This is a genomic window from Nannocystis exedens (assembly GCF_002343915.1).
Classification (GTDB): Bacteria; Myxococcota_A; Polyangia; order Nannocystales; family Nannocystaceae; genus Nannocystis; species Nannocystis exedens.
In genome coordinates this window covers 1,577,648-1,602,442 of record NZ_NETK01000001.1, presented here as the reverse complement: position 1 = coordinate 1,602,442, position 24,795 = coordinate 1,577,648, and the positions used below count along the sequence as shown (strand labels likewise).

Here is a 24,795-nt window from a genome sequence, read left to right as displayed (position 1 = left end):
GCGACTCGTCGACCGCGGGCGACGGTCGGGCCCGTGACCCGAGGCGTCACTCCGGCGGGTTGCAGAAGGGCGTGGGCAGCTCGACCACGTTGTTGTCCAGCTTGCACTCCTCCTCGCCGGCGACGGCGCGGACGATCAGGCCGTCGTAGCCGGCGCCGTCGATGTCGAAGCCGATCGCGGTCGCGTACTCCCCGGCCTGCAGCACGTCGAGGAAGGCCTGTGCGGCGAGGAACGTCTCCTGACCGCCCAGCTCGCCGTAGACCTCGATCGTCGCGCCGGCGGTCAGCGCCGAGGCGCCCGCGTTGCCGACGTTGACCCATAGCTGCAGCGCGGTGTCCTGGCACAGGTACTGGCAGATCGACGTCTCCAGCACGACGTCCGGCGCGGCCAGGCCGTCGGGCGGCGAGTCGTCGCCCGAGCGGTAGTTGTTGTGCGCCGTCCAGTTGTGGACCGGCATCGCCGGGATCGTGCCGTCGTCGGCGACGTTGGTGATCGAGTACTGGTACTGGTTCCAGATCTTCCGTCCGGGCCGCCAGGACAGCGCCTCGTCGCCGATTACCGAGATCCCCTTCGGCGCCGCCGGGTCGTAGAACTGGTTGTTGCCGAACACGATCTCGACCTGGCCGTCGCCGTCGACGTCGACCACCACGGGCGACTCGAGCTGGGTCGCGCTGCCGTGGCCGCCGAACTCGAGCTTGACCGCGCCGTCGACCCCCGAGAACACCCACACGCGGTTCTCGTCGGCGTGGATCACGTCGGCGATGCCGTCGCCCTCGAAGTCGTAGACGATCGACCCGGTGGCCGACTCGGTCTCCGAGATCGCCGACTGCCACATCAGCGAGCCGTCGGTGTCGAAGACCACGTAGTACTCGCTGCCCGCGACGCCGGTCTCGGGCTCGCCGTCGCCGTCGTAGTCGGCGATGGTGGGCGCACCGCCGCCGCCGCCGGGGACCGTGGCCGTCCACAACACCACGCCCTGGTTGTCTTGCAGACGCACGGTCCCGGCCGCGCTGACGACGATCTCCGGCTTCGAGTCGCCCACGAAGTCGGCGACGCCCGGGATGCCGTCGGCCTCCATGTTGAACCACTCGGCGCCGCCGAGGCCGTCGTAGGCGGCGTTGCCGACGACGAGCTCCTGCTGGCCGTCCTCGTCGATGTCGGCCGCCACCGAGATCCGGAAGCCGTTTCCGTGCTGGCCGACGCCGCGCTCGTTGCCCTCGGCGTCGAGGATCACGGCGCCCGCGAACACCTCGGGGACGCCGTCGGCGTCGAAGTCGGCGATGCCCGGCGAGGTCGAGCAGTGCAGCCCGTACACCGCGCTGGTCCACTTGGGGGCGCCGTCGTGCTCGAACACCTTGACCGCGCCGCCGGTGGTCACCACGACCAGCTCGACCTGGCCGTCGCCGTCGATGTCGCCGGTCGCGAGCCCGGAGTGGCCGCACACGTCCTGTCCCTCGACGTTCAAAATTTCCTTCTGCCCGTCGCCCGACATGGCCCGGAGGACACCCGGCCCGTAGTGGTCGCCGGAGACGTAGGTGACGAACGCGACGTCCGGCACCTCGTCGCCGTCGAGCGACGCGACGATGGGCGACATGAGCACCTGATCCGACGTCGGCGCGGTGGCCCAGGTGCCGCGGTTCCACTCGAGGATCGGCTGGAACGTCCCGACCTGCGGCGCGGCGGCGCAGGCCGGGTCGGACGGGCCGGCGAAGCCCGGCGGCGGGGTGTCGACGCAGGTCATGTCCGCCCCGGTGGTGGTTTCGGTCGGGTCCGGCTCGGTGGTCGAGCTGCCGGTCGGCGCCACGGTGGCGCTGTCCGTCGCGGTGCCGGCCTCCGAGTCGGTCTGTCCGCCGGTGGTGGTGGGCGACGTCGACGACGCGGTGGCGTCGGTCACGGGCGATGCCGTCGCGTTCGCCGTCGCCGAATCACCGCGCCCGCCGCTGTCACCGCACGCAGCGACCCACAACACCCCGAGCGAGAAGCCTCTCCATCGCATGCCCCACCTCAACATGGCCGCCCGAGAGGGTCAATCTGATCGCGCTGCGCCGACGCGGGGCGCGAGCGATCCGACGCGGTCAGGCACGCCATGAGCGCGCGGTCGGGCGGGCCTGAGCCGCGATGGTGGAGCCTGGCCGGCGACGGGCCCGCGGGTCTCGGTCGACGCGCGCGGGGTTCGGCGCGACGTCGAGAGTCGGTCGCTGGCGACGGCGGCGCGTGCATCCTCGCAGGAACCTTCGAGGCCACGCACGCTCGGCGGGTTCACCCGATCGGACTCGCCGACAGATCCCCGCGTCGCTCGCCGGCGCGACCTCGTGCCGGCGTCAGGGCGCGGCGATGGCGTCGATGCTGCCGGCGGTGGCGAGCAGCTGGCGCACCATCGCTTCGCCTTCGCGGCGGTAGTCGGCGACCCTGTCGCGCTCGGCGGCCGCGAGCGCGGCCCGCAGGGCGGCGGCGTCGAGGTCGTGGCCGTAGGCCGGGGTGCCGACCTGCTGGCGCCACGAGTCGGCCAGCGTGCCGGCGTCGACGCCGTCGAAGCCGAGCTGGTCGAACAGCTGCAGGACCAGCTTCTTCCCCGCGACGTCGTCGCCGGCGACCGACAGCGCGATCCGCCCGGGCGCGCCCGCCGGCAGGCCGCCGCGCGCGAGGGTGCGGGCCGTGACGTTGTTGAAGGCCTTGAGCACCGGCCGATCGAGCTGGCGGGCGACCCACTCGCTGTCGGTCAGCCCGGCGTCGATCTCGGCGATCCGGCCGTCCCGCAGCTCGGGTAGTAGTTGCCGGTGTCGACCACGGCGGTGCTCGCCGGGGTGGCGGCGAACAGGTCGCGCGGCAGACTCGGCACCGCGCGCTGCGGGATGGTGACGATCACGAGGTCGCGCGCGCGGGCGGCCTCGTGGACGGTGCCCGCGGTGGCGCCAGTCTCGGCCGCGAGGGCGGCGAGGCTGGCCGGGCCGCGCGAGTTGGCGACGGTGACCGGGTGGCCGAGCCCGCGCAGCCGCCGGGTGAGGGTGCCGCCGATGTGTCCTGAACCGATGATGCCGATGTCCATGCCTGCTCCTGAGGTGCGGCCCGAGCGGCGCCGCGAGGGCGGCGACGGCCCGCGTGCACAAGTGTAACTCTTATAGTCTCATTTGTGGCAGGCGCAACGTAAAAAATGAGGAGCGGTCGCGCGCGGTCGATATGTTTTAATGATGCTTGCACTTCTCAATAAACTAAACTAGTCAGTGATACATATGAACGATCACGTTGGTTCCGTCCTGTTGGACCCGCTGCGGCTCGGCGCGCTGGCGCTGCCGAACCGGGTCATCATGGCGCCCATGACCCGCCTGCGCTCCGACGCCGGGCTCGCGCCGACCGAGCTGGTGGCCGAGTACTACGCGCAGCGGGCGGGGGCCGGGCTCATCCTCTCCGAGGCGCTCGCGGTGCGGCCGTACGGGGCCGGCTTCCCCGCCCTGGCGGCGATCTTCTCGCCGGCGCAGCAGGCCGGGTGGGCCCGCGTGGTCCGGCGGGTCCACGACGCGGGCGGGCGGATCGCCGCGCAGCTGTGGGACGTCGGGCTCCCGCGCGCCGAGCGGCCCGATCAGACGGGTTGGTGGGGGGTCACCGACGAGGTGCGGCCGGCGATGCTTTCGCGCGAGGACATCGCGGCGGTGACGGCGGCGTTCGAGCGGGCCGCGCGGGCGGTGCAGGACGCGGGGTTCGACATGATCGAGATGCACGCGAGCAGCGGCAACCTGTTCGACCGCTTCCTCCGTGCCGCCACCAACGCCCGCACCGACGAGTACGGCGGCTCGCTGGCGAACCGCCTGCGGCTGCTGTACGAGCTGCTCGATCGCCTGCAGGCGGTCATGGGCGCGGGGCGGGTCGGGCTCAAGCTGTCGCCGAGCGCGATGATCGACGGCGGGCCCGACCCGTCGGCGCGCGACAACTTCGCGGCGATCTTGCGCGAGCTGTCGGCGCGCGAGCTGGCCTACGTCCACGTGACGCGCCCGACCGCCGACGACCGCGCGCGCGGCAGCGGCCCGGGCCTGTCGTTCGCCGAGCTGCGCCCGCACTACCGCGGCACGCTGCTCGGCGGCGGCGACCTCACGCAGGACGAGGCGGAGGTGCTGCTGAAGGAGGGGCTGCTCGACGGCGCGGTGTTCGGGCGGCTGTTCATCGCCAACCCCGATCTGCCGGCCCGCTTCGCCGCGCGTGCGGCGCTGAACCCTCCCGACAGGGCGACGTTCTACACGCCGGGCGCGGCCGGCTTCACCGACTATCCGCGCCTACCGGGCTGATGGCCCGCGTGGTACACCTCGCGGCATGGTGGACGTGCGGTTCGCCTCCGCGCTGCAGCTCATGCTGATGCTGGCGCTCGCCCAGCGCGAGGACGCGGGGCTGCTGTCGTCGTCGGAGCTCGCCGGCGGGCTCGTCACCAACCCGTCGCTGATCCGCAAGCTGCTCGCCTCGCTGGCGGCGGCGGGCCTCATCGTCACCACGATGGGGGTCAAGGGCGGCTCGCGCCTGGCTCGCCCGGCCCGCGAGATCACCCTGCGCGACGTCTACCTCGCGGTGCTCGGCGAACGCGGCCTGTTCGCCGGCCGCTCCGACCTCCCTCACCGCTGCGTGGTCACCTCCAACATGGAGGAGATGTTCCACGAGCTGTCGCACGAGCTCGAGGCGGCCACCCTCGCGGTGCTGGCCGGGCGCACCCTCGCCGGCGAGCTCGACGAGCTCGAGCGACGCGGCGGGCCGTGCTCGCACCGCAAGAAGAAGGGCGCGAAGGCGGGCAAGGCGACCGCGCGCGCGCGCCGGGCGTGAGGGCTCCGTGCATGAAGCGCCCGGTTCGCCGCGGGTGGAGGCGCTCGCGGGCGCGTGCCCGAGGAGCGCGGCCTCTCGCCGCGCCGGCGAGCGTGGCCGCGAGGACATCTCGACGGAGCGCCTCTTCAGGGGGAGCGCAGCAAAAAACCTCGAGGGCATGTCCGATCGAGCATGGCCGTGAAGACATGCTCGATCGGGCCTGCTCGTTCGAGCAGGTGCGTGGCTCGGCCGCCGAGGACGTGGCTCGGGCGCACAGCGCCGGGGAGCCGATCCGCTCGGCGAATCCGCGCGCCTCGTCCGGTTATGGCGGCCGGCGACGCCCGACCCGGCGACCGAGGCGCGCTCTGCTCCTTCTCACGCCCGCAACAGCGCCTCGATGCGGGCGCGCGGCTGGTTGCCGACGAGCTGGCCGATCGGCTTGCCGTCGCGGAAGGCGACCAGGGTCGGGATGCTGCGCACGCCGAACTGCTCGGCGAGGCCGTGGCTGGCGTCGACGTCGACGTCGAACACCGTCACATCGCTGCGGTCGCGGGCGATGGCGTCGAGGGTCGGCTGGAGGGCGCGGCAGGGCGGGCACCAGGCGCCGGAGAACTTGACGAGGACGAGGGGCGAGGCCGCGACGTCGGCGGCGAACGAGGCGTCATCGGTGCGGCGCGGGTGGGGGCGCGAAGAACTGGGCGAGGTCGTCATCGGGGAGCGGTCCTTTCGTGTGGCTCGCCGATGCAGTGCGCCCGGGCGCGGGCGGTGTGTCACGCTTTTCGAGGGCGGCGCGCAAAACCTTGCGGGCGCGCTTGAGCCGGCTGCGGACGGCGTCGTGCGTGAGCGAGAAGCGCTCGGCGATCTCGACGCTGCTCACGCCCTCGGCGGCGAGCAGGAAGGCCAGGCGATCGGTGCGCGACAGGGTCATGAGCGCCTCGCCGAGGGTCGCGCCGAGCTCGCGCCGCTCGGCGACGACGGCCGGGTCGTCGCAGGTGCAGGGGACGTCGGCGACGTCGGCGGTCGGCGCGGCCTTGCGGTTCATCCGCCAGCAGGTGCGGGCGACCAGGGTCGACAGCCAGGCCAGCGGCGAGCCCGCGCCGCGGTAGCCGGTCATCGCCGCGCCGGCCGCGAGCAGGGCCTGCTGCACCGCGTCCTCGGCGTCCTCGCGCAGGTCGCAGCGCCGCCGCGCGACCGCGAGCAGGCGATCGCCGTAGGCCCGCGCGAGGAGGTCGAGCGCGCGCAGGTCACCGCTCTGCATCAACGCGAGCAGCGTCTCGACGGACGGGGCGGGCCGGGAGGTGGGCATGTCGCGGTGGTGCGGGCTGCGAGGCGAAGTGTGTCACCGAATTGTTCTTCGCGTCGGGGCTCGGTCGGGACCCGTCCCGCATCGGCGGACCTGCTCCGAAGCAGGTGGAGCGGGCCGTCGTCGGCGCCGACCGCCGGCGCCTGGTCCCGCCTCACGGCGTCGAGCGGCGTCTGGCGCGGGGAGCGGTCCCCTGGACCGCCTTGCGGCCCGGCTTTTCGCCCAGGACCTCGGCGACGCGCACCGCCCGGACATCCGCGAGCGCGACGAGCTGTTCGTCCCGGCCGGCCGCGGCCGCGTCGCCTGGGTCGACACCGGGACCTCGGCGAGCTCGCAGCCGACATCTTGCTCGCGAGGCATGAGCGAGGCCCTGGACGAGCTGCAGGCCGGTGAGCACCGGCGAGTAGAGGGGGACCGCGCGCTCGGCACCGAGGTGCCCGAGGCGAGCAGGTGTTCCTGCGGCGGAGGGGCGGCGACGTCGCGGAGGGTCGAGACCGGCCCGGCGCGAAGGGGCATGTTTAATGGGGCCGAGGCCGCCGCCGGCGAGCGGATCCCGGCCAAGAAGCTGGCCGACCTGTTCGCGGCGCGGAGCCTCGGTGGCGGGGTCGCCGAGCTCGCCTGACGGAGCCGACGGCGAGCGGCGCTCGCCGGCGTGCCTAGTTTTTTAGACATGTCCGGAGGACAATGTCTTGAAAGACATGCAATTTCAGGCGGGGCCCGACCGGGGCGGGACGCCCCGCGTGGCGCGGAGGATTGACGCGGGCGCCCGCTCCGTGCACCGTGGTGAGATGCGAGGTCCTCGGGTGGTGGCCCTGGTGATGGCGCTCGGCTGCGGCCCGAAGGGGAGCAGCGAGACGGACAGCGGGAGCGGAGGCTCCGGCTCGACGACCGCCGCGAGCGAGGCGACGGGACCGACGACGGGCTCGGCGCCCGAGCCGCTCGCCGACATGGGCGACGGGCTCGCCGAGCACGGCCCGTGCCCGCGGGGCGACGAGTGCGAGCTGTGTTTGCAGACTCCGGACGGCTCGGTGTGCGGGCCGCCCTGCGACGAGTTCGGGCCCGGGCCCGCGCCCGGGCGGTGTCCGCTGTCGCCGGTGCAGTCCCAGTCGATCTGTCCGGTGCTCGAGGAGGGCCCGTGGATGTGCGTGATCCTGTGCGGCGAGGACGCCCACTGCCCCGATCCCGGGATGCGCTGCGTCGACTGTCCGGAGGCGTTCGCGCTGGGGTGCAAGAGCCTGTCGGGGTTCGCCGGGACCGGGCCGCAGATGTGCGTGTGGCCGGGGTGACCCGCGCGGGCTCGCGGAAGGCGGCGGGCCGAGGTCTCGGCGGCGGTCTCGGATGCACGAAGGGGCATGTCTGTGAGGACATGCCCCTTTCGACATGCCCTCTCGGACATGCCCGGGAGGACAGGCGGCTCAGCCGAGCCCGAGGTCCTTGAGCGCGGCCATGGCGGCGTTGTGGCCGCCGCAGCCGATCACGCCGCCGCCGGGGTGGGTGCCGGCGGAGGCGGCGTAGAGGCCGGCGATCGGCTGGCGGTAGGGCACGCGCTGGTCGAAGCCGTAGGTGTTGTCGACGTGGAGGATGTGGCCGCGGGTGATGCCGAAGTGCCGCTCGATCTTCTGCGGGTGGAGCACGAAGGTGTCGACCACGAGGTCGCTGGTCCCGGGGGCGAAGCGGTCGCAGATCGACAGCAGGTGCTGGACGTAGCGGCTCTCCTCCTGCTCCCAGGTGGTGCCGGCGAGCTCGTAGGGCACCCACGACACGAACAGGGCCGAGTTGTGGTGGCCGTCCTTGTCGCGCATCGTCGGGTCGACGGTGGTGTGGATGTACCAGTCGATGACCGGGAAGTCGGGCAGCTGGCCGGCCTGGACGGCCCGGAACGCCTCGTCGAAGCTGCGGATCACGACCTCCTCGTCGGGCAGGAGGTGGATCGTCGGGCCGTACTGGCCGCGGTCGACCGGCAGGCAGGTGAACTGCGGCAGGCCCTTGAGCGCGAGGTTGACCTTGAGCGAGGTGCCGTCGCGGCGCATCGCGTCGAGGCGCGCGTTGTAGTCGGCGGGGAAGTTGTCGCGGCCGGCGAGGTCGCGCATGCGGAACGGGTCGGCGCCGACCAGGACGACGCGCGCCCGCAGCTCCTCGCCCTTGCTGGTGAGGACGCCGACGGCGGTGCCGTTCTCGACCAGGATCTGCTGGACCCCGCAGGACGTCTCGATGACGGCGCCGGCCGCCCGCGCGGCGGCGGCGAACTTCTGGGTGACGGTGCCCATGCCGCCCTCGACCAGCATCCACGTGCCGCCGGCGCCGGGCAGGCGGCACATGTTGTGGACGAGGAAGTTCATGCCGGTGCCGGGTGTGTCCCAGGTGCCGTAGACGCCGGTGAAGCCGTCGGTCGAGGCGTACATCGCCCGGATCAGGTCGCTCTTGAACGGGAAGCGGTCGATGTACTCGCCGACCGGCTTTCGGCACAGGTCGACGAAGACCTGCCGCAAGGACTTGCGGACGTAGCGCTCGGCGGTGTCCTCGAGCGACAGCGGCTCGTGGAACCACGACGGCGCGAGGTCCTCGCGCAGCTGGGCGAGCTCGGCCTGCATGGCCTGGTCGGCGTGCCAGTCGGCCTCCGACGAGAAGGCGGCGTACTGGCGCCGGGTCTCCTCGGCGTCGGAGCCGAGCAGCAAATAACGGCCGTCGGTGGTCGGCAGGAAGTAGTGCGGGTCGCGGCGCCGCAGCGGCAGGTCGACGCCGGTGATCTGCAGCAGCTCGGGCTGCATGAGGCCGAGCAGGTAGGCGCCGGTCGAGATCGCCAGGTCGGGGGCGCGCGCGAACGGCTTCTCGGTGCGGACCGCTCCGCCGACGACCTCCCTCTCCTCGAGCACCCGCACCCGCAGGCCGCGCCTGGCGAGCAACAGCGCGGCCACCAGCCCGTTGTGGCCGGCGCCGACGACGATCACGTCCGTGTCCGTTTTCATGGGCGGCACCATACTCAATGCCCGTCGCCCGCGCGACCGTCGGCCGCGGCCGCGGCGCGCCGGCGCGGCACTAACGCTGTTCGAGCGAGATCTTTCCGGCCGTGGAGGGACCGCGGGCGGCGATCCACGCGAGCAGCGCGGTCGCCACCAGCGCCAGGCCGACGGTCAGACCCCACCACAAGCCGGTGATGCCGTGGCCGCGCTCGAACGCCAACCAATACGCCAGCGGCAGGGCGACCGCGTAGTAGCCGACGAAGTTGACCAGCGCGGCCTGGCGGGTGCGCCCCATGGCGCGCAGCACCCCGAAGCCGACCACCTGGACGCCGTCGAACACCTGGAAGGCGGCGGTGACCGGGATGCTGACGACCGCGAGCGCGTAGACCTCGGGGTCGGCGTCGAACAGCGCCGGCAGCTCGTGGCGCAGCCCGTACATCAGCGCGGCCGCGGCGAACATCACACCTGCCCCGAGAGACAGGGCGACCCACGCCGCCCGCTCGGCCTCGCGCGGCCGGTCCGAGCCGAGCAGGTTGCCGACGCGGGTCACCGCGGCCATGCCGATCCCGACCGGCAGCATGAAGCTGCACGAGGCGACGTTGAGGACGATCGTGTAGGCCGCGAGCGGGGCGTCGCCGAGCCAGCCGGCGAACAACATCGCCGCCTGGAAGGCCCACAGCTCGAGCCCGAGCTGGAAGGCGATGCCGAGGCCGACGCCGGCGATCGCGGCCAGCGCGGCGCGGTCGAGCGCCGCCCGCGACCACGGGACCCACGCGCCGGCGTGCAATTCGCCGCGGACGATGAGCCACGCCAGCCCGGCGGCCATGACCACGCGCACCACGCCGGTCGAGATCCCGGCGCCCACGGCCCCGAGCGCGGGCAGCCCGAGCGCGCCGAAGATCAGGACGTAGTTGAGGCCGACGTTGACGACGTTGGCCAGGATCATGACGAGCAGCGCCGGGCCGGTGATCCCGCGGCCCTGCAGGTACGAGCGCATCGCCACGTAGAGCAGCACCGCCGGCGCGCCCGGCAGCTGCGCCAGCAAGTAGTCGTGGGCCTCGGCGGCGAGGTGCGGCGCCTGGCCGAGCAGCACCAGCGCGGGGCCGCCGAGGGTCCACAGCAGCATGACCGGGACGCTGACGAGCAGCGCCAGCACGACCCCGCGCTGCACCGTGAGGCCGAGCGCGCGGCCGTCGCCGGCGCCGTGGGCCTGGGCGATGTACGGGTCGCAGCCGAGGACCACGCCCATGCCGATCGTCAGGACCGCGTAGCCCCACAGGTTGCCGAGCGCCGCGGCGTCGAGCGCCTCGCGACCGACGCGCCCGAGCATCAGCATGTCGACGATGCCGAGCATCATGTTGCCGAGCTGGGTCAGCGCCAACGGCACGGCGAGCACGGCGAGCCGCCGCAACTCTGCGAGGATCTCGCGCATAAAAAATGTCTCTTAGCGCAGGCGCGCCCGCGCTTGCCAGGGCGCGCCCGCGTGCCCCTGCGCACGCGCGGCGGCGAAACCGATGAATTGGGCTAGGCTCGTCGCGTGCGCCGCAGCATCCCCGAGCAGGACCACACGACCGGACGCGACGAGCGCGCGAGCTTCACGTTCGCGCCGATCGGCGTGGTGCGCTCGCCCTACACCGAGCGGTTCGGCACGCCGCGGCAGCCGACGATCACGACCCAGGTCAAGGAGGACCGGGCGCTGCCCGGGCGCATCGAGCTGTGGCCCGAATTCGCGGCCGGGCTCGCCGAGCTCGCCGAGTTCGAGCGGATCTGGTGCCTGTTCGTGTTCCACCTCAATCAGGGGTATGGCCTGAAGGTCAGGTCGCCGCGCGACCCGTCGCGCGCCGTCGGGTTGTTCTCCACCCGCGCGCCGCACCGGCCGTGCCCGATCGGCCTGTCGTGCCTGCGCGTGACCGCGGTCGAGGCGAACCAGATCCACGTGCTCGGGCTCGACATCCTCGACGGCACCCCGGTGCTCGACATCAAGCCGTACGTGCCCTACGCCGACGCCTTCCCCGAGGCCCGCGCCGGCTGGCTCGAGGGCCGCGTGCAGGACGAGCCCGACGCGTTCCGCCCGCGCTGACCGTGCGGGCATGTCCGAACGGGCATGTCCGAACAGGCATGTCCGTCCGGGTATGTCCGTCGGCGCATGTGCATTCGTCGCGCGGCGGCCGTCGCGGTCGCGCCCACGGCCGAGCTCGCTCGGCGTCGATGGTTGACGACCGTCACAATTCGCGGGACGGCGGCGCTGCCGTTCGGGGCCTGCGGCCCGCAGGCGTCGTGTCGCGGCCGCACTCGCCGGGTCTTTTCGCGTCTGCGCGAAGTCGTTTATCCTCGGCGTCGGAGTTTCACCACCATGCACAAGCACACAGTCAGTGTCTCCGCCGGCGCGTTCGCGCTGGCGCTGCTGCTGCCGGCGGCCGGACGGGCCGACCTGCCCCCGGGTCCGCCGCCCGTCACCGCCACGACCGCGGCGCCGGCCACCGCCACCGCTTCGGCGTCGGCCTCTGCCAACATCAAGATCTCCGACCAGGAGGCGCTGAACGACGACATCCTCTCGGTCATCGATTTGCCGCTCGCCGCCGCCGACGCGCGCGCGGCCGGCGTCCCGGAGGCCGACCTGAAGGAGGCGCTCACGGTGACGCAGGAGGTCGGGCTCGGCGCCGGCGAGGCCAGCGACCTCGTCGCCGAGGAGGCCGACGCGACCGCCAAGCGCGGCAAGGCGAGCGCGGGCTTCGGCAAGTGGGTGCGCGTCCAGGTGGCCAGCGGGCTGCGCGGGCAGAAGCTGGCGGCCAAGATCAAGGACCGCAAGGAGGACACCAAGGAGCTGACGGCCGAGGAGGCCGACAAGCTCAAGGCCAAGCTCGACGCGCTGGCCCAGCAGTACGCGCAGCGGCGCGAGAAGCTGCTCGAGAAGCGCCAGGAGCTGCTGGCCAAGGGCCAGAAGAAGGTCCTGGCGGCCAAGGAGCGCCACGAGAAGCGCCAGGAGAAGCTGGCGGCCTCGTCGGCGGCGCTCACCGAGAAGAGCGGGCAGGTCGAGCTGCGGCTGCGCGAGATCGAGGCCAAGCTGGCGACCGCCTCCGGCGAGGAGAAGACCCGGCTCGAGGCCGAGAAGAAGCGCCTCGAGGCGCTCGGGCAGCGGCTCGACAAGGCCGAGGAGAAGCTCGAGAAGAAGGAAGACAAGCTCGACGACAAGCTCGACAAGGTCACCGACAAGGTCGAAAAGCGCGAGGACAAGCTCGACAAGCGCGAGGAGAAGCTGGAGCAGCGCCAGGACAAGAAAGAGGCCAAGATCGAGGCCAAGGCCGAGAAGGCCGAGGCGAAGAAGGACAAGGCCGCCGCGCCGCAGTGAAGAAAGGAGCCACCGACATGCATCACTCCAGCCATTCGTTCCTCCGCGCCGGTCGCTTCGCCGTGCTGCTGGGCGCGCTCGCGCTCGCGCTGCCCGCCTGCGGCGGCGACGGCAAGAAGACCGAGGTCACCAAGACGACCAAGGTCGAGACCAAGACCACCACCGTGACCAAGGCGGAGACGCCGAAGCCCGAGGTCAAGGCCGACGAGCCGGCGCCGAAGCCCGAAGCGGCGCCGAAGCCCGATCCGGGCTCGGAGAAGGTCCAGATCGCCGCCGCGGTCGCCAAGGAGATCGCGGCCGACCCGGAGCACGCCGACGACGTGCTCGCCAAGCACGGCCTCGACCGCGCCAAGCTCGACGCGATGATGTTCGAGATCGCGGCCGACCCGGCGCTGACCGAGGCCTACATGGCCGCGCGCAAGACGAGCTGACGCTCCCGCTCCCTGGAACCCGGGGCCGGGCGACTCGCGCGACGAGTCGTCCGGCCCTGTCGCAATTGTGACATCGTGCCAGTGTGGCATCGCCGGCAATGACGCCGGGCGGTCGTGACACCGACGATCGAGGCGCGGCGCGGTCGACCGCCCGCGCGTAGGGGCGCGAGGTCGGCCGCGTCGGGCTGCGGGGCGTCCGCCGCTCCCGGCGAGGCCCCGCGGGAGCCCGGCGAGGCGCGCGCCCCTCCGCCTTTCTGCGCTGGATCACGGTCGCGGGTGCGCGGCCGGCGATCGCCGGCGAACGTCGAGGCGAGGCGGCATTCGCCTGGGCCGCCGCGGACCTCCGCCAGGACGCGGGCAAGCGGGCAAGCGTCGCCGGTCCGGCGCGTGATCCGCCCCACCCGCCGGCGAATGTGGCGACCGGACGCGGCCACCTTGTTCGGTGGCCGCGTCGGAGTGCGCGGAGAAAGAGGAGCGCGAGCGGGCCAATGATCGGACCACCACCAACGCGGCGACACCGTGCGCCGCCCACCGTCGGATCGGCGCTTCGCCGGGCCGACGTGCGGTCCAGCCTGCACCCTCGCGGCATTCGTCCCTGAATGCCGCGCCGCTCCGACGCGGCCGATTCATCACACCATGATCCGCGCCCTCGCTTAGCCCGATTCGTCGAATTCCGTAGCAGCACCGGCCGGCGGCCATTTCGTCCGCGCGCCGCGGTGCCGTCGTTTCGCAACCAGGAGTGATTGTCATGAGTGCGACCCACAGGCGCGGAGGCGTCGTCGATCACCGGCTGGTCCGCTCGCTCGCGCCGCTGTGCCTCGCGCTGGCCTGCTCCGGGGTCGACGTCCAGGACGCCGACCAGCACGGGGCCGGCGACGACGAGACCGGCGCGCTGCCGCTGCCGAGCGCCGCGATCGAGGCGCCGTACCTGGTCGGCGACCTGGCCTGCGCCGAGCCGTCGCTGGTCGGCGCGGGCGAGCGCGAGCTGGAGCCGCAGGAGGAGACCGAGCTGCCGCCGCCGGCCGGGCTGCCCGAGCTGCTGGCGGAGATCCGCGCCCGCGGCGGTCGGCCGGCGCTCCACTTCGACACCCGCGCGGCGGGCCGCCTCCTCAACGTCCGCGTGCCCGTGCGCAGCCACCAGGTCCATCGCAGCGCCGACGGCGTCAGCGACGTCGCGGTCGACCTCGGCGCCCTCACCGTGCGGCTGACGCAGGCGGCCGGGACCGGCGGCGGCGAGCCCGAGCTGGTGCTGCCGACGACCTTGCCTTTGGACCAGGTCGTCGTGCTCAAGACCTACACGCGCGAGCCGACGGCGAGCGGGCTCGGCCCGGCCTCGCTGGCGATGGTGTCGGTGTTCGACCGCCGCGACGAGGCCGCAGGCCCGGTGGCGACCCTGGCGATCGACGAGCAGGTGCCGCTCGCGCGCGAGGCCGACTGCGACGCGCTGGCCTACGAGCTGGCCGCGGAGGTGCCGCCGGTGGCGGTCAGCTTCCCGCCGCTGTCGAGCTGCACGGTCGACGAGTGCGCCAAGACCCGCGCGGCCTGGCTGCGCGCCAACCACGACCTGTTCCGCGTGCGCCAGATGCTCGACTTCGTCGCCTCCAGCCCGCCGGAGGAGCGCGCGTTCCTGTGGGCGGCGCAGGGCGGGTCGGAGAGCGGCGAGCGGCTGATGAGCTACGAGAGCGACGACGTCGGCCCCAACACGGCGCTCGAGTTCTACTTCGGCCCCTACGCCGAATACCGCCTGCAGGCGATCCGCACCGCCTATTCGCGGCTGTGGCGGACCTTCCACGAGCACGAGGTCGGCGGGCTCGAGCTCGACATCGAGTGTACGCCCGACGGCCCCGGCGACATCTGCAACACCACCCGGCCGGGCGGTCACCACGCGGTCAAGAGCAACATGAAGCTGTGTGCCAAGGCCTACTCGACGCCGAGCCAGGCGTTCGACGTGCCGCGCCTGGTGCTCCACGAATCGATGCACCACATGTTCGTGCCGTGGAAGGACACCACGCCCCGGCTGTCGCCGATCATGGACACGCACACCCACGGCCACGGGGCGCTGTGCGCCGGCAAGCTGGTCACCGACAAGGGCTACGGGCTGAAGAAGATCAAGCACCTCGCCTCGTACGAGAACGAGCGCGAGGATGATTGCTGGCACAACAACTACGCGTTCCGCAACAACGACACCTACGCCTACGCGGCCGCGACCATCGGCACGTACATCCGCTTCGGCTACCTGGCCCGCTGGCCGCTCGAGCAGCCGCCGAAGCAGGAGGAGAACCTGCCCGACCCCGACTGCGGCATGCCCGGCGTGGACACGCCGCCGCCGGGCTTCAGCGATCCGCTCAGCGGGTGCTACAAGTCGAACGGCGAGCTGGTGTGTCCCGGCGCCCACGGCGGGCTGTCGCCGGGCGCGCTCGACATCGCGGTGATCTGCGAGCCGCTGTGACGGCCCGGCGCGAGCCGCGGCGCGCTAGCCCTCGGCCTGGGCCTCGAAGCGGCCGATCACCCGCCCGAGGTCCTCGCGCAGGCAGCCGATGCAGTCCTTCGCCACGAACCATTCGCGGCAGCCGTTCTTCGGCGTCTTGGCGACCATCTGCAGGCCCGGCAGCGCCCGCAGGTCGCCGGCCTCCTCGAGCTTGAGCAGGACCTTGCGCTTGTCCTCGCAGCGCGACAGCTTCTCGAGCCACGCGAGGTTGCGGACGTACTCGGGGATGGTCGCCTTGTCGGCCTCGCTCGCGCCCGTGATCGCCTCGGCGGCCTTCTTGCGGGCCTTGTTGCCGCTGCCGGTGAGCAGCGTCTGCGCGGCGTCGGCGAAGGCCGCCGGGATCTCGGCGACGTCGGCCGGCGGCGGGGCGGCGGGCTCGGGCTTCGGCTCGGCCTTGGCCTCGGCCTTGGCCTCGCCCTTGGCCTCGGCCTTGGCCTCGCCCTTGCCGGCCTTGCCCTTGCCGGCCTTGCTCGGCTCGGGTTCGGGCGCCGCGGCGACCGCCGGCTGCGGGTCGGGTTCGCTGTGGCGGCCGCACTGATACACGAGCACCAGCACCAGCAGCGCCACCGCCGCAGCGCCGTAGCGGAACAGCTGGGGCCGCTGGATCGCCAGCGCGCGCAGGCGCATCGCCAGCGGCGGCGGCCCCGGCGGCCCTGCGATCAGCGTGCCGCCCGGGGTCGAGAACTCGGGCCGTTGCCCCGCGCTCGACCAGCCGGCCGAGGTCGGCGCGTGCGACATGCTGATCGGCGCGCCGGAGACGCGCAGCTCGGGGGCGGTGCTGAGCAGGGGATCGCCGCTGAAGGCGATCCGGCGCAGCTCGTCGCGCACGGGGGCGACCGCGCCGGGACGCACGGTCGGGTCGGCGGCGATGAGCTGGGCTGTCAGATCGGACAGGGCCTCGGGGACCTGTCCCGGAAGCATGTCGCGCAGCGGGGTGGCGATGCCGGCGAGCTGACGGGCGAACAGGGCGGTCAGGCTGTCGGCCATCCACAGCCGCTGGCCGGTCGTGCACTCCCAGAGGATCACGCCGAGCGCGTAGATGTCGACCCGGTGGTCGATCGTCTGCCCGACCGCCTGCTCGGGGGCCATGTAGCCCGGCGTGCCGATGATCGCGCCCATGCGCGTGATCGGCTGGCTGGCGTCGACGACCGCGCCGTCACCTGTCTCTCCGGACAGGCGGGCGATGCCGAAGTCGACGACGCGGGCGTGGAACGAGCCGTCGTCGCGCTGCTCGAGCAGGATGTTGTCCGGCTTGAGGTCGCGGTGGATGATGCCGGCGGCGTGGCAGGTCGCCAGGGCGTCGGCGATCTGGCCGCCGAGCTCGGCGACCTGGCGCCACGGCAGCGGGCCGCGCTCGAGCCGGCGGGCCAGGCTCTCGCCGCGCACCAGCTGGATCACCAGGTAGGCGCCGCCGTCGGGCAGGTGGCCGTAGTCCATCGCGCTGGCCACGTGCGGGTGATCGATCTGCGCCGTCGCCAGCGCCTCGCGGGCGAACCGCGCCTCGGCTTGGCCGTCGCCGGCGAACTCGGCCCGGATCGTCTTCAGCGCCACCAGCTTGCGCAGCTTGAGGTGCTCGGCGACAAACACCGCCCCCATGCCGCCCTCGCCCAGGACCTCGACGATCCGGTAGCGCTCGTCGATCACCCGCCCGATCCACAGCCCGGACAGCTCGCCTTCGGGGCTCGGCGGGGCGCTCGGCTCGGTGCTCACCAAGGCGCTGCCTCCGGGTCGGTGCGGGACATGGCGGCGCGGAGTATACCCGGACCGTGTTTTCGGGGGCTAGGGCGCAGCCACGACGCGAAGTTGAGGCCGCTTCCGATTCGTTTCCACTCCGTTTCCAAGCGGCCGGAGGGGCGGAGTGGTCATGGCGTCGATCTCGGCCACCGCCTCACGGGCGAGCTTGAGCTTGTCCGTGTGGATGTAGTAGGCCATCGTCGTCTTCAGGCTCGCATGCCGAGCGAGCGCTTGCAGCGCATACGGCTTCGTGCCTCGTTCCGCGAGGTGAGTGAGTCGGCTGTGCCGGTTCCGGTGCGGGCCGTGCGCGGTGAGGCCGGCCTTCCGCTGCAGACGGAACGCGCGGCCCTGCAAGCCCCGCGTGCTCGGGTGTTTACCCATGCCATCCCCGAGCACCCAGACGGGATCTGCCGGGCATCCTTTACGGTTTGAGCCCCTCCCCGTCATCCGGCCGGTCGGGCTCGCCTTCAGCTCGGCGAGCGCCGCGCGCAGGCGTGGCGTGAGTGGCACGGTCCCTTCCTCGCCCTTCGGGCTGTCCTGGAGCGTCCCTCGGAGAACGTTGCGGACGATCTCCATGGTTCCGGCCTCGAAGTCAATGTCCGTCCACATGAGGCCGGCGGTCTCTCCGATCCGCAGGCAAGCATCTTGAAGGAGCAGAAGAAACCGCGGTCGAACAAATCCTCGGCTACCTCGAGTTGCCGCTCGAGCTGCGCGGGGCTGTAGATCTCGACGCGCTTTTTTCTGACCTTGTCCCACTCTAGCGTGGGGACCTCGGCGAAAGGAAGTTTTCCGCGTCGCATCGCCCAGGTCAGGCACCTTTGAACCTTCTGAATCACCTTCTTCTGGCTGCTGATCTGGAGGCCATCCTGCTCGAGTTTGTCTCGGAGCTTGCTCAAGGCCGTGAGGTCGAGCGACGTCGCGGGCACGTTGCCGAGGATTCCGGCGATGTGCTTTTCCCAGTTGAGCTTGTAGTTGAGGCGCGTAGCAGCCTTCTGCTTGGCGACGTAGCGCTCGCAAAAAAGCAACCAGAGCTCGGCGAGGGTCGGCGCATGCTCGGCATGCGACTTGGCCTTTGGGTCACCTTCCTTCTTTTCGTCGGGACTCGCCGCAGACCGAGCCAGGTCTGTCACGAGCCGCAGGCGTTCAAGTTCGCCCCAGCGGATGGCCTTCTCGTGCGTCAGGTCCTTGGGCGCGACGCGACGGATTCGGACCTCCTTGGACGTCCGCGGGTCCGTGTACAGGATGTCCACGTGCCAGCGGGTCTTGTCCTTGATGTAGGGGCAGGCGGTCACTTCTTTGGGCTCGGTTTTGCTTCTCGTGGTCAAGGGGGGAGCTGCTTTTGCTGGCTCCCGCGTCTTCTGGCGCACCCACGCGAGCACGTCTCCTACCCGATACGCAATACATCTTCCTTTGCAGACCCATCGCGGTCCTTCCCCTCGAGAGCGCCAGCGCTCCAAGGTCCGGAGGTTGACTGTGAGAAAAGTCGCAGCATCTTGGGATGTCACGAGCCGATCTGGCTCGTCCGCAGAAGGGGGCTGCGAGCGCACAGGTCCAGTTCCGCTGGCGTTCCCCGTGCTTATCGCCCTGGTCGTGACGTGCTTGCCTCGCTTCCTCGCGGCGCTCCCCGTTTCTTGGCAAGCCAATTCCATCCCATCCTCCATATTTTCCCACCCTTGGCTAATGCCTCGAATCCAAACTCGAGGGCTAATCGTCAGCTCCGCTCTAGCTTTGCGAAGCTTCGCAGTCGGTCACTTCTTCCGAAAGCTTAGCCCGATGCCGATGCCGCAGACCATGCCCAGTGCTCCTGCTATGGCAGCGCAACTCAGAGCTCTATTCTGGTCAGCAATCCCGAGGCGGTGGATGTCTGCTCGCGCCTGACGGAGCTGGTCTGCAAGCGTTCGCACCTCAGCTCTCGCGCGCGCAAGGGCCTGCTCGATGTCCGAGGTCGGCATGGTCTTACGTGCGCCCTTTCGGCCAGAAGGCGGCCGCGAGCGCGAGCCCCAACGCGCCGGTGAGAACGAGCTTCTCTTCCAGGCCCACCGACTTCATATCAACGGTCTGCGAGCCGTCGACCGAGCTTACCGAGCCTCGCCAGCGCGCACCTGGGTAGAGCCGGGCCGTCAAGGTCCAGGGCTGCACGTTGACGACGAAGACGTTGTCGGGGCTGCCAGCCATCCGCGAGACCTCGCGGAGGGCGGCGTTCAGATCCGACACGTACTCCAGGACGCAGGACACGAAGACGACCGCGGAGTCGTCGGCGATGTCGGCAATCGGCCCCTTGGTAATGTCGGCGACGATCGTGACCGGGCACTTGGGGCAGCCGTTCATGTCGATGCACACGTCCCCGCAGCCGTAGGCGCGCATCAGGCGGGTATGCAGCCCTGCGTCGGGATCACCGATCACCACGAGGCGCCGACCAAGCGCAGCAGCCCTCTCCATCGCGCTTTGAAAAGCGGCGGTGCGCTCGCGGCCGCGGATCAAAGCGGCTGAACCTTCGACCAAGCCCACGTACGTCAGGACGACGCGTGCGGCGAGCTTAGACACCGACATGGGCAATCTCCTCGCGCAGGGGATGCACGGCATGCGCTTCGGCTCGGACGCCGGTGGCGCGCGCGGGAACGGCGACGGTACCCCGTTGTTGGATAAGAAACTTGCTCATGCTGCTCTCCGCGTTCGCTTCGGGTGGTCAGACTTGGTCATCTGCATCCTCATCGCCGCGCTCCGACGAGCGCGGCGGTCGTCAGGCCGAGGACCGCGATCGCCGCGAGCACGTAAGGGGTCCACCCGAGGAGCGAGGCGATGCCTTTTGCGGCGTCATTCGCGCCCGCCGCTACTTGTCCTGCAGTCGAGGCGGCTGTCTCCACGGACAGGTACAGCTGACTCAAGGGGTTGTCGCGCAGGAAGTCGACGTCCCAGGTGCGGATCGCGTCGGCCCAGCCGAACTTGACCGTCTCCCAGGTCGTGTCGTCCGATGGGTCGTCGTGCAGTCCGCCGTCGTGCGTCGGGCCCTGGTTCTCGATCAGGATCGAGACCGGCGGCGGCTTGCCGTCGTGCGGCAAGACCGTCAGCCACGGGTCTTTGAACCACTCCTTCGACAGGCCGCGCATCCTCGTGATGAAAAGGTCGCGGGCGTCGCCTCGGGCGCCCGCATAGGCGTCCGTGGCGAGGGCCCGCGCGAGATCGGTCAACGGCTCACGTTCGGCGGGCGCGATGAACTGGAGCGCCTGGAGGCGTGTGCGAAGGTCGCGGTGCGGGTTGTCCAGCGCGCTCTCGAGGGCGTGCTGGATAACAGGGGGCTTGCCATCGTCGGTGCGCAGCAGCCACTTCGGGTGCAGGCGCGACAGGATCCCCTCCTCCTGGATCTGGGCGCCCCAGCGGGCCTCCTTGTCGGCGTGCGTCCGTGCCACGCCGTCAGCAGTGGCGGAGCTGATCGCCGCGTTGACGATCAGGAGCGCCTCCCACTTGCGGTCCTCGAGCTCATCGAGCGCGAGCGTCGACAACTCGTAGACCTTCTTCGCCAGAACGGCGATGTCCTTGTTGTCAGCCATCGGCCGAGGCTCCGGCGGCCTGGCGCTCGCGTTCGACGAGCGCCCGCATCGCGCTGACCTCCTGCTCGAGGGCGACGACGCGGACGAGGCTCTGCATGTGGTGCTGGTCGACCACCTCGGTGAACTCGCCGATCAGCTCAATGGCGCGCGCCAACTCTTGCTCCGTCGCCGCGAGGGGCAGCGGTAAGGCGACATCCGGCTCGGCGACAGCCTCGAGCGTGCTCTCGGGTGCCGCCTCGGTGCCGGCAGAGGGCGACTCGGCGGCGACCTCGCCCGTCTGCTCCTCGGGGGCGGACCTCTGCCCTTGCGACGGCGCCGCGACTGGGACGGGCGCGCTCTTGCCGGCGCGAAGTTCGTGGAGCTCCTGGCGCAGCTTGGCCAGCTCGGCCTCGGCATGCTTCAGACGGAGGTCGAGGTCGGCATCGTGGGCCGCCACGCGACGCTGGAGCGCGCCGAGCCGTTGCTCGACCAAGGCGACCAGCGAGGGCCGCGGCTCCGCCACGTTCTCCGTGGGCGGCGTGGCCGGAGCGGCAGCAGCGGCGTTGGACCAGGGCGTCGGCGGCTTGCCAGCAGCTCGCGCCGCGTCGAGGGCCTCGCGGGTGAACTCAGGCCGGACCTTCAGCAACCCGGGCGCGGTCATCGACGCCGGCGGGGTTGGCCATGTAGGCGTTGCTCCCGGCGGTGACGGCGGCTCCATCGTCGGCGAAGGCGGGATCGGCCACGTGTTGATCGGTCCCGATTGCTGCGACGGCGGGGGCACCGCTGCGTGCGGATTCGGGGGCGGCGTGACCACCGGCCCCGCGCTCGTCGGCATCCCGCAGCCGAACTGCTGCGCGAACTTTTGCAGCAAGATCATCGGATCGGGGTTCTCGGCGATCATCGAGGCGACCTTCTTGGCCTCCTCAGTGCTGCCCATGAGTTGCTCGAGCACCTCCTGAAGCCCTGGGATCTTGAGCCCCGACTTCTCCATCACGTCGTCGAGCGTCGTCGGACGCTTGCCCGCGTTCGCCAGCCTCGCCTGTCGGCACCTGTCGGCCTCGACGAAGCTCTTGCCGAGCAGCATCGCGATGGAGAGCGCGTTCTGCATGAACGGGCTCGGTGGTTGCTTGATTGGGACACCGTCGAAAATTTTCATACCTGTCCTCCTTCCCGTGCCCGGTGTTCGTGCGCGCAGGTGGCCGTAATCCCGCGAGCCCGCGCCGAGCCGCTCTCACTCCCTCGTCGCTATAGCGATTCCCGTGGTGGCGACCACGATCACCGCCGCGCTGGTGAGCCATGGGGCCCAGCGGCGCGGCGAAGTTGGAATTCTCATCTCGGAACTCTGCAGGCTCGCGGTGTCGCCCCCGAGGGCCGCCTGGGCGGCCGGACTCGCGGCGCCGAGCGCCTCCGTCCAGGCCGTCGTCCATGCGAACCAGCGCGCGTCGTCCTCGATCGCCTCACGGTCGAGGGGCTCAAGCGCCGTCCAGGTAGGTTGCGGATAGGCGCTCTCGACGAGCCCCAGGACCGCGTCTCGCTGCTCGAGCAAGCGCTCGCCGGCCTCGCCCCACTCGCGGCCGACCGTCAGAAACTCCACGATCGCCGGCACCGGCGCGCGCGTCAGCAGCTCCGACATCAGCGCCCGGATGTCTCCGCGGGCAGAGAGTGCCGCGGCCTTGCTCGCCGGCTCGTCCCCGAGCCCGCGCGACTTCGCAGCGGCGTGCGCCTCCGCGTACCGTGAGCGAATCGACTGCCAGGCCATCCGGTGGCGGTGGCGGTAGCTCGCCGTCTCCGGCGCGGCCTCCATCTCGATCTCCTCCGCGTCGCTCACAGCCCGTCCCCCGTCCGCAGCATCCGCAGGCCGACGACGTGATCTTTGGCGACCACGCAATAGGTGCCTGGGCTCGTCAACCACACCGGTTCGCCGCGGCGCGGCGTCAGGTGCAGGCCGACCTGAGCTCCGGCGCGCTGGCGGGATACCGAGGCCGTGCCGCGCAGCACGACCAGCACCGCCATGCCGCCATCGTCGATGGTCTCGATGAATGTCTCGCCGCGCATCAGCACCAGCGCGCCGAGCTGGTGCCGGCGCCCGGTCAACAGGTCGAGCATCGAGAACTTCATCGCCCATCCCTCCCGTCGCGCAGGCCCAGGTAGAAGCCGATGCCCACGCCCACCACGGTGCAGACGAGGCCGGACATCAGAGCGCCGGCCGCGACGGCGCGGCGCACTTCAGAGATCGTGCAGAGAGCGCCTTCGATCACTTCCACCCGCGGCGGATCTTCACTCGCCGCCGGGCCAAACGACACGGTCGCCACGGACTGCTCAATCGTGTTCGACATCACCACCACCTCCTCCGGTAGGTATCGACCATCTCGGCCCAGGAGCGGGCCGCCGGCGTGACCTCGAGGCCGAGCGCCGCGACCGAGGGCCGGCGAATGGGCCACTCGTGCGGCGTGTCCTCCCCCATGAACACATCGAACGCCCGTCCGAGCTCCACTTCGCTGGCTTCGGGCATGCGCTCCACGAGCGTGTCGTGGAGATAGCGGCCGATGGCGAGCTCGTACTCCCGCGCGCGAGCCTTGCTCCGCGAGGGAGCCTCCGGCACGTGCCTTGCACGCTGCCCACGGACGATCGGATCGACCGCCGAGAGCGACGCGTCGCGGCCCATCTGCAGCTGCCGGGCGTTGAGGGCGATCAGCGTGCCGCCCGAGAGGGCCATGTAGGGGACGATCGCGGTCGACCGCTCGAACTCCCGCAGGGCGTTGGCGATCATCACGCATGAAGTCGCGCACCCGCCGGCGGTGTGCAGGACCAGCGTGACCTCGTCGCCGGGGAGCTGGCCCATCACCTCGAGCACGTCCTCGGCCACGCCGATGTCGATCACCGGCGTGATGATCGGGATGATGCTCGACGGCAACCCTCGCGCGGAGGGTCGACTGCGCAGGAGGTAGCCGGCCCCGACCAGCGCCGAGCCGGCGGCGAGAGCGGTGACGAGGAGCGCGCGGTTCATGGCAATCTCCTCAGTGCGCAGGCATCGCCAGGTCGTTCAGGGCGGCGTCGAGCAACGTTGATGCTGCATTCCATGTCTCTTTGTCCATGTTCCTTCCCCTCATCGCGGGCTCGCGCCCGCTAATCCCGAGCTCGCACGACGAGCATCATCCCGAGGGCCACGCCGGCCGCCGTCACGCCGCCGACGAGCCACCAGTTGAGCCGGCTGATCGTCGCAAGCGGGCCCGTGGTCGGGCCGACCGAGAGCCCGGAGCTCGTTGGGCTGCACTCGTCGGTGGTGCAGCCGTGCTCCTGCGCGAGCGCCCGCTGAATCGCATCCTCGGTTTCGGGGCCCCACTTGCCGTCGACACCGATGCCGAGGGCCGTCTGCGCGGCGCGCAGCGCCTCCGTGGAGGCGGAGCTCCACGCAGCGGCGACGTCCCCGTTGTAGTAACCGAGGACTTTCAGCGCCTCGTGTCGCTGCCGCGTCTGGAGCAGTGACACCTTGTCGCCGACCATGCGCTCGACGTAGTTCGTCGGGTTCAGCAGGCCATCCGGCGGCGGCTCGCTCTCCCACCAGACGGAATTGGCGGTGCGCGAGGCAGCCTCGTAGGTCTCGAGGTGGATCATCCCGTAGGAGCCGAGCACACGGCCGAGCTTGTCGCCCTTGCGTACCTCCTGGCCGTGGACAATCCCATACTCCTTGTGCGAGCCGGCCTTGAAGCCGCCGAGCACCAGGAACAGGCCCGACTTGGTGCGCAGGAAGGCCGCCTTGGAGCCCTCGCTCCAGCCGCGGTCGATGCCGACGACGAGCGCGTCCTCGGGCGCGATGACCAGGGCGCCGTCCGGCGCGCCGGTGAGGTCGATGCCCGCGTGCCACCGCTCGCACTTGCCGGCCGCGCAGCCGAAGGGCCGACCGCCGCCGACGCTCCATGTGGCGAACTTCGGCGTCACGGTCGGCAGCGGCCACGCGGGCTTCGGGTCGCCCTGAGCCATCGCCAACTTCTCCCAATCGGGTGAACGAGCCATGGTCAGCGCCTCCTCATGCCGGCGATCGCGCCGACGAGACCCCCGAGCACGAGGCCGGCCGTCGTGGCGACCGTGACCTCGTGGACGATCTTGCGACGGAGGGTATACATCGCGTCGCCGTAGTTGGTGTCGAATGTCCGCTGCTGTTCGGTGGCATCGAACAGCACGCGGTCGATCTCGGACTGCGACTTGGTGAGCGCGTCGGCCATG

Annotated in this window: 24 protein-coding genes and 2 pseudogenes; 8 read left to right on the top strand and 18 right to left on the bottom strand. The window is 71.3% G+C overall.

The features are described 5' to 3' along the window. Positions 1 to 46: 46 nt before the first annotated feature. On the bottom strand, positions 47 to 1,894 hold the full coding sequence (locus NAEX_RS06250) for an FG-GAP repeat domain-containing protein (RefSeq protein ID WP_096326598.1): 1,848 nt from the start codon (positions 1,892 to 1,894) through the stop codon (positions 47 to 49). Between the two features lie 427 nt (positions 1,895 to 2,321). Then, positions 2,322 to 3,046 (bottom strand): annotated as a pseudogene (locus NAEX_RS54375) (NADPH-dependent F420 reductase). 184 nt (positions 3,047 to 3,230) lie between these two features. Here NAEX_RS54375 and NAEX_RS06240 point away from each other — a divergent pair. Both NAEX_RS06240 and NAEX_RS06235 read left to right on the top strand, forming a co-directional pair. Further along, on the top strand, positions 3,231 to 4,277 hold the full coding sequence (locus tag NAEX_RS06240; RefSeq protein WP_096326597.1) for an oxidoreductase: 1,047 nt from the start codon (positions 3,231 to 3,233) through the stop codon (positions 4,275 to 4,277). Between the two features lie 25 nt (positions 4,278 to 4,302). Next, positions 4,303 to 4,800: an Rrf2 family transcriptional regulator gene (locus tag NAEX_RS06235; RefSeq protein WP_096326596.1), complete on the top strand. Its 498-nt coding sequence runs from the start codon at positions 4,303 to 4,305 to the stop codon at positions 4,798 to 4,800. Positions 4,801 to 5,154: 354 nt separating this feature from the next. Here the strand turns inward: NAEX_RS06235 and NAEX_RS06230 are convergent, their stop codons facing one another. Together NAEX_RS06230 and NAEX_RS06225 are read right to left on the bottom strand one after the other, a co-directional pair. Continuing rightward, positions 5,155 to 5,490 carry a thioredoxin family protein gene (locus NAEX_RS06230; RefSeq protein WP_096326595.1) on the bottom strand — a complete coding sequence of 112 codons (336 nt, stop codon included), beginning with the start codon at positions 5,488 to 5,490 and terminating at the stop codon, positions 5,155 to 5,157. Continuing rightward, positions 5,441 to 6,085, bottom strand: coding sequence for an RNA polymerase sigma factor (locus NAEX_RS06225; protein ID WP_096326594.1), 645 nt, complete (start codon positions 6,083 to 6,085; stop codon positions 5,441 to 5,443). The genes NAEX_RS06230 and NAEX_RS06225 overlap by 50 nt, the downstream gene beginning before the upstream one ends. Before the next feature lie 355 nt (positions 6,086 to 6,440). Between NAEX_RS06225 and NAEX_RS06220 the strand changes: the two genes are divergently transcribed. Both NAEX_RS06220 and NAEX_RS06215 read left to right on the top strand, forming a co-directional pair. Continuing rightward, entirely contained in the window at positions 6,441 to 6,704 is a 264-nt protein-coding gene (locus NAEX_RS06220) for a hypothetical protein (RefSeq protein ID WP_096326593.1), read from the top strand. Positions 6,705 to 6,870: 166 nt separating this feature from the next. After that, the gene (locus tag NAEX_RS06215; RefSeq protein WP_143140857.1) at positions 6,871 to 7,368 is read left to right on the top strand and encodes a hypothetical protein; all 498 of its coding nucleotides are present in this window, start codon (positions 6,871 to 6,873) and stop codon (positions 7,366 to 7,368) included. Positions 7,369 to 7,497: 129 nt separating this feature from the next. On the opposite strand, the gene NAEX_RS06210 is transcribed toward NAEX_RS06215, so the two are convergent. Together NAEX_RS06210 and NAEX_RS06205 are read right to left on the bottom strand one after the other, a co-directional pair. Then, entirely contained in the window at positions 7,498 to 9,048 is a 1,551-nt protein-coding gene (locus NAEX_RS06210; RefSeq protein WP_211302359.1) for a phytoene desaturase family protein, read from the bottom strand. A 70-nt stretch (positions 9,049 to 9,118) separates the two neighbouring features. Next, the gene (locus tag NAEX_RS06205) at positions 9,119 to 10,474 is read right to left on the bottom strand and encodes an MATE family efflux transporter (protein WP_096326590.1); all 1,356 of its coding nucleotides are present in this window, start codon (positions 10,472 to 10,474) and stop codon (positions 9,119 to 9,121) included. A 105-nt stretch (positions 10,475 to 10,579) separates the two neighbouring features. On the opposite strand from NAEX_RS06205, the gene tsaA reads away from it, so the two are divergent. The 4 genes from tsaA to NAEX_RS06185 all read left to right on the top strand — a co-directional run bounded on the left by tsaA (position 10,580) and on the right by NAEX_RS06185 (position 15,271). Beyond that, complete coding sequence (gene tsaA / locus NAEX_RS06200) at positions 10,580 to 11,122, top strand: tRNA (N6-threonylcarbamoyladenosine(37)-N6)-methyltransferase TrmO (protein WP_096326589.1); 543 nt, start codon at positions 10,580 to 10,582, stop codon at positions 11,120 to 11,122. Positions 11,123 to 11,395: 273 nt separating this feature from the next. After that, positions 11,396 to 12,391 (top strand): hypothetical protein, encoded by a 996-nt coding sequence (locus NAEX_RS06195; RefSeq protein ID WP_096326588.1) that lies wholly within the window; start codon positions 11,396 to 11,398, stop codon positions 12,389 to 12,391. A gap of 17 nt (positions 12,392 to 12,408) precedes the next feature. Continuing rightward, positions 12,409 to 12,822 carry a hypothetical protein gene (locus NAEX_RS06190; RefSeq protein ID WP_100793191.1) on the top strand — a complete coding sequence of 138 codons (414 nt, stop codon included), beginning with the start codon at positions 12,409 to 12,411 and terminating at the stop codon, positions 12,820 to 12,822. Positions 12,823 to 13,570: 748 nt separating this feature from the next. After that, positions 13,571 to 15,271 (top strand): hypothetical protein, encoded by a 1,701-nt coding sequence (locus tag NAEX_RS06185; RefSeq protein WP_096326586.1) that lies wholly within the window; start codon positions 13,571 to 13,573, stop codon positions 15,269 to 15,271. A gap of 24 nt (positions 15,272 to 15,295) precedes the next feature. Here NAEX_RS06185 and NAEX_RS06180 read toward each other — a convergent pair whose 3' ends face one another. The 12 genes and pseudogenes from NAEX_RS06180 to NAEX_RS06125 form a co-directional block, all read right to left on the bottom strand. Further along, on the bottom strand, positions 15,296 to 17,020 hold the full coding sequence (locus NAEX_RS06180; RefSeq protein WP_100793192.1) for a serine/threonine-protein kinase: 1,725 nt from the start codon (positions 17,018 to 17,020) through the stop codon (positions 15,296 to 15,298). 69 nt (positions 17,021 to 17,089) lie between these two features. Continuing rightward, positions 17,090 to 17,653, bottom strand: coding sequence for a site-specific integrase (locus NAEX_RS06175; RefSeq protein WP_245913625.1), 564 nt, complete (start codon positions 17,651 to 17,653; stop codon positions 17,090 to 17,092). A gap of 758 nt (positions 17,654 to 18,411) precedes the next feature. Further along, positions 18,412 to 18,693 (bottom strand): annotated as a pseudogene (locus NAEX_RS54220) (helix-turn-helix transcriptional regulator); the annotation flags it as partial. A 307-nt stretch (positions 18,694 to 19,000) separates the two neighbouring features. Continuing rightward, positions 19,001 to 19,594 (bottom strand): class I SAM-dependent methyltransferase, encoded by a 594-nt coding sequence (locus NAEX_RS06165; protein WP_096326584.1) that lies wholly within the window; start codon positions 19,592 to 19,594, stop codon positions 19,001 to 19,003. 158 nt (positions 19,595 to 19,752) lie between these two features. Further along, positions 19,753 to 20,592 carry a hypothetical protein gene (locus tag NAEX_RS06160; RefSeq protein WP_096326583.1) on the bottom strand — a complete coding sequence of 280 codons (840 nt, stop codon included), beginning with the start codon at positions 20,590 to 20,592 and terminating at the stop codon, positions 19,753 to 19,755. Beyond that, the gene (locus NAEX_RS06155) at positions 20,585 to 21,679 is read right to left on the bottom strand and encodes a hypothetical protein (protein ID WP_096326582.1); all 1,095 of its coding nucleotides are present in this window, start codon (positions 21,677 to 21,679) and stop codon (positions 20,585 to 20,587) included. The genes NAEX_RS06160 and NAEX_RS06155 overlap by 8 nt, the downstream gene beginning before the upstream one ends. A 123-nt stretch (positions 21,680 to 21,802) precedes the next feature. After that, the gene (locus NAEX_RS06150; RefSeq protein WP_096326581.1) at positions 21,803 to 22,399 is read right to left on the bottom strand and encodes a hypothetical protein; all 597 of its coding nucleotides are present in this window, start codon (positions 22,397 to 22,399) and stop codon (positions 21,803 to 21,805) included. Beyond that, the gene (locus NAEX_RS06145) at positions 22,396 to 22,689 is read right to left on the bottom strand and encodes a hypothetical protein (protein ID WP_096326580.1); all 294 of its coding nucleotides are present in this window, start codon (positions 22,687 to 22,689) and stop codon (positions 22,396 to 22,398) included. Before NAEX_RS06145 ends, NAEX_RS06150 begins: the two co-directional genes overlap by 4 nt. Beyond that, entirely contained in the window at positions 22,686 to 22,913 is a 228-nt protein-coding gene (locus tag NAEX_RS06140; protein WP_143141477.1) for a hypothetical protein, read from the bottom strand. The genes NAEX_RS06145 and NAEX_RS06140 overlap by 4 nt, the downstream gene beginning before the upstream one ends. Further along, the gene (locus NAEX_RS06135) at positions 22,907 to 23,578 is read right to left on the bottom strand and encodes an SDH family Clp fold serine proteinase (RefSeq protein ID WP_096326578.1); all 672 of its coding nucleotides are present in this window, start codon (positions 23,576 to 23,578) and stop codon (positions 22,907 to 22,909) included. Before NAEX_RS06135 ends, NAEX_RS06140 begins: the two co-directional genes overlap by 7 nt. A 119-nt stretch (positions 23,579 to 23,697) precedes the next feature. After that, the gene (locus NAEX_RS06130) at positions 23,698 to 24,585 is read right to left on the bottom strand and encodes a peptidoglycan-binding domain-containing protein (RefSeq protein WP_096326577.1); all 888 of its coding nucleotides are present in this window, start codon (positions 24,583 to 24,585) and stop codon (positions 23,698 to 23,700) included. Between the two features lie 2 nt (positions 24,586 to 24,587). Beyond that, a complete protein-coding gene (locus tag NAEX_RS06125; protein WP_096326576.1) occupies positions 24,588 to 24,794 on the bottom strand; it encodes a hypothetical protein in 207 nt (68 codons plus the stop codon). Position 24,795: the final 1 nt, after the last annotated feature.